Annotated in this window: 3 protein-coding genes; 2 read left to right on the top strand and 1 reads right to left on the bottom strand. The window is 63.6% G+C overall.

Annotated elements, in window-relative coordinates; genetic code table 11:
- Window positions 1–1,299, bottom strand: a 1,299-nt coding sequence (locus tag ACE3UY_RS09340) for a GDSL-type esterase/lipase family protein (RefSeq protein WP_374687273.1), incomplete at its 3' end; no start/stop codon positions are given.
- Between the two features lie 349 nt (window positions 1,300–1,648).
- Between ACE3UY_RS09340 and ACE3UY_RS09335 the strand changes: the two genes are divergently transcribed.
- Together ACE3UY_RS09335 and ACE3UY_RS09330 are read left to right on the top strand one after the other, a co-directional pair.
- Window positions 1,649–2,236, top strand: a complete 588-nt coding sequence (locus ACE3UY_RS09335) for a PadR family transcriptional regulator (protein ID WP_374687272.1) — start codon at window positions 1,649–1,651, stop codon at window positions 2,234–2,236.
- Window positions 2,233–2,479: hypothetical protein (locus tag ACE3UY_RS09330; RefSeq protein ID WP_374687271.1), on the top strand; the 247-nt coding region annotated here is incomplete at its 3' end. The genes ACE3UY_RS09335 and ACE3UY_RS09330, both read left to right, overlap by 4 nt.

The raw sequence follows: 2,479 nt of genomic DNA, 5'->3' as shown, positions 1-2,479 counted from the left end.
GCCGCCGGCGGCCACCGTCAGGCCGCTGCCGGCCCCATCGAACCACAGCGCCCGGTTGACCTGGCCGCCGGCCGAGCTTGGGCAACTGCCGCATTGCGCGGACGGGCCGCCCAGGGCGTCGGCAAAGGGAGGCGCTACTTCGTCCAGATGGTAATAGACCGCCGTCTCGGCCGGACAGGCGCTCGTCGCGGCGACGTGGATAGTCAATGCCTGTGCGGCGGGCGGAGAAACGCCATTGGCCGCCTCGACCATGACGGTGAAGTTGCCGGCGGTCGCCGGCGACCAGGCGATCAGGCCGGTATGGGGGTCAATCGTCATACCGGCCGGCGATTGCCGGAGCGAGAAGATAGGCGCCGGATTGCCCGATGCCTCGACGCGATAGCGGTAAGGGATGTGGACGAGAGCCGTGGCGGGCGGTGATGAAGTCAGACGTGGGGCGCGCTCGCTCGCGCAGTAGCGGCGCAGGTGACTCTGTAGCGCGGTATCCCATACCGCGACCATCTTCTGATAGCCTGCCTCGTTGGGATGCAGCGAATCATACATATCGACGAGGAGTTCTTGACCGCCGCCATCCACGGCAGTGTAAATGAGCGCATGCTCCATATCAACGACAGCCAGCGGATCGCCCGCCCGGATGCGCGCATCGGCCAGCTGTTGGATCAACTCGTTGAGCGTCGTCGTTCTGGCCTCCAGATGGTCGGGATTGACGCGATTGATGATGCGCGCCAGGATGACCATCGTGTCGCTGTCGAAACGGTAAATCTCGCTCAAGATGCCATCGATCTCGCCGGCAATGGCTTCGGCGCTCTTGTACCAGATGCCATTGGTGCCGATGTGGAGCATGACAACGTCGGGATGGTTCTGGCGCAGGTACTCCGGCATGTGATCGCGGATGTAGTAAGCCTCTACACCCGGATGGCCCTCGTTGTCGCGGTCGAAATCGAACAGCAGGCCACCCTGGCGGCTGCCGACGAAATTGACGGCATAGCCCGCGTTGACCAGCCTCCGGTATAGCTCCCGCCGGTAGCCCACCAGCTGGCGGCTGCCATACCCGTGGGTGATGGAGTCGCCGACAGGCATGACCGCGACTGAGCAACTCGTCGCGCTTTCACGGCCGGGGGATGCGACGATTGGCAAATAGTGGATTTCGGAAGGGTCGGCCGGCGCGAGTCGTAGCGAGCGACGAATTGGCTGAGCGCGCGCCGCGCCCACCGCGCCTATCAGGATGACCAGCAGCAAACCTAGCCTCAGCCCAGCCGCGCCAGAGCGGCAAACCTTGCGACTCAGTAGACCTGGCATGTTGTCATCCTTCCCGTTGAGCGACGGTGCGGGTGGCTCCCTCTGGCTGACTGGCGGTCAGCCGGCTCTCGGTGCCCGTGCCATTACGGCCAAAAGATCGGACGTATGGATAGTTTACACCCGCGATGGTGGGTCAATCCAGTGCCGAATGTCACGTTTTCTCTGGGGGAAGGACAGTCCCGACAGGTGAACGGCTAAAAGGTTGGTATCGGGCAGTGGGCTTCGCCGTCGCCCCGTCAACGTCTCTTTGTCGATTGCCCTTGACATTCACCCTCCTATCGTCTAATATATGACTTATCACATACGACAAATCCTATATAGCCGTCAATCTAACTAAACCAGAGGCGACATGTCCCTCAAACACGCCATTCTTGGCTTCCTATCTTATAGACCTATGTCGGGCTACGATCTGAAGAAAGCGTTCGACGGTTCGGTGCAGCACTTCTGGCCGGCTGACCAGAGCCAGATTTACCGAACGCTGGCCCAGGCCGCGGCTGAGGGGCTGGTCGAGCGCGCTGCCGATGGCGACGGGCCGCGCGACCGCCACACTTACTATCTGACCGACGCGGGCCGGGCCGAGTTGCGCCGCTGGCTGACCACGCCGCTGCCGCCGACGGACGACCGCGAGCCGTTCCTGATTCAGGTCTTCTTCGCCGCCAACCTCGACCGGGAGGACGCGCTGGCGATCATCGAGCGGCAGCGCGAGATGATTCGCGGGCAGTTGGCCATGTTCCGCCAGGTCTATGAAGGGGCGATGGCGGGACGAGCGCGCGCGCCAAGCCCCGAGGCGTTTTTTTATAGTATGTTGACGCTGGAGTACGTCCTGTCATTGGGGCCAGCCTATCTGCGCTGGCTCGATTTGGCCGCCGATCGCATTGGTCGCGGCGACTATACACCGGCCGGTCTGGCCGATCTGCTCTCGGGAGGGCAACTATGATCAAACGAGTGGCGCTGTTCTACGTGCTGACGTTCCTCTTCACGATAGTGCTCGGCGGCCTACAGGAGGCCACCGGCTTTGCTCGAAGTTGGGCGACGGTGACGCTGCCGCAACTGGCCCCGGGGCTGGCGGCGCTGGCCATGCTGGGGCTGTTCCGGCGGGACGGGCTAAGGTTGTCGCTGTCGCTGCGCGGCGTCTCGGCGTGGCGCGCGCTGGGCGCGCTGCTGGCCCCGGCGGCCGTCG

This window comes from Promineifilum sp. (SeqCode) (assembly GCF_041918635.1).
Lineage (GTDB): Bacteria > Chloroflexota > Anaerolineae > Promineifilales > Promineifilaceae > Promineifilum.
The sequence above is the reverse complement of the archived record's forward strand: the minus strand, read 5'-3'. Positions and strand labels throughout refer to the sequence as shown.

Excerpts from the sequence above, each read along its gene's own strand:
- ACE3UY_RS09335 (WP_374687272.1), top strand. The coding sequence starts at position 1,649 with ATGTCCCTCAAACACGCCATTCTTGGCTTCCTATCTTATAGACCTATG.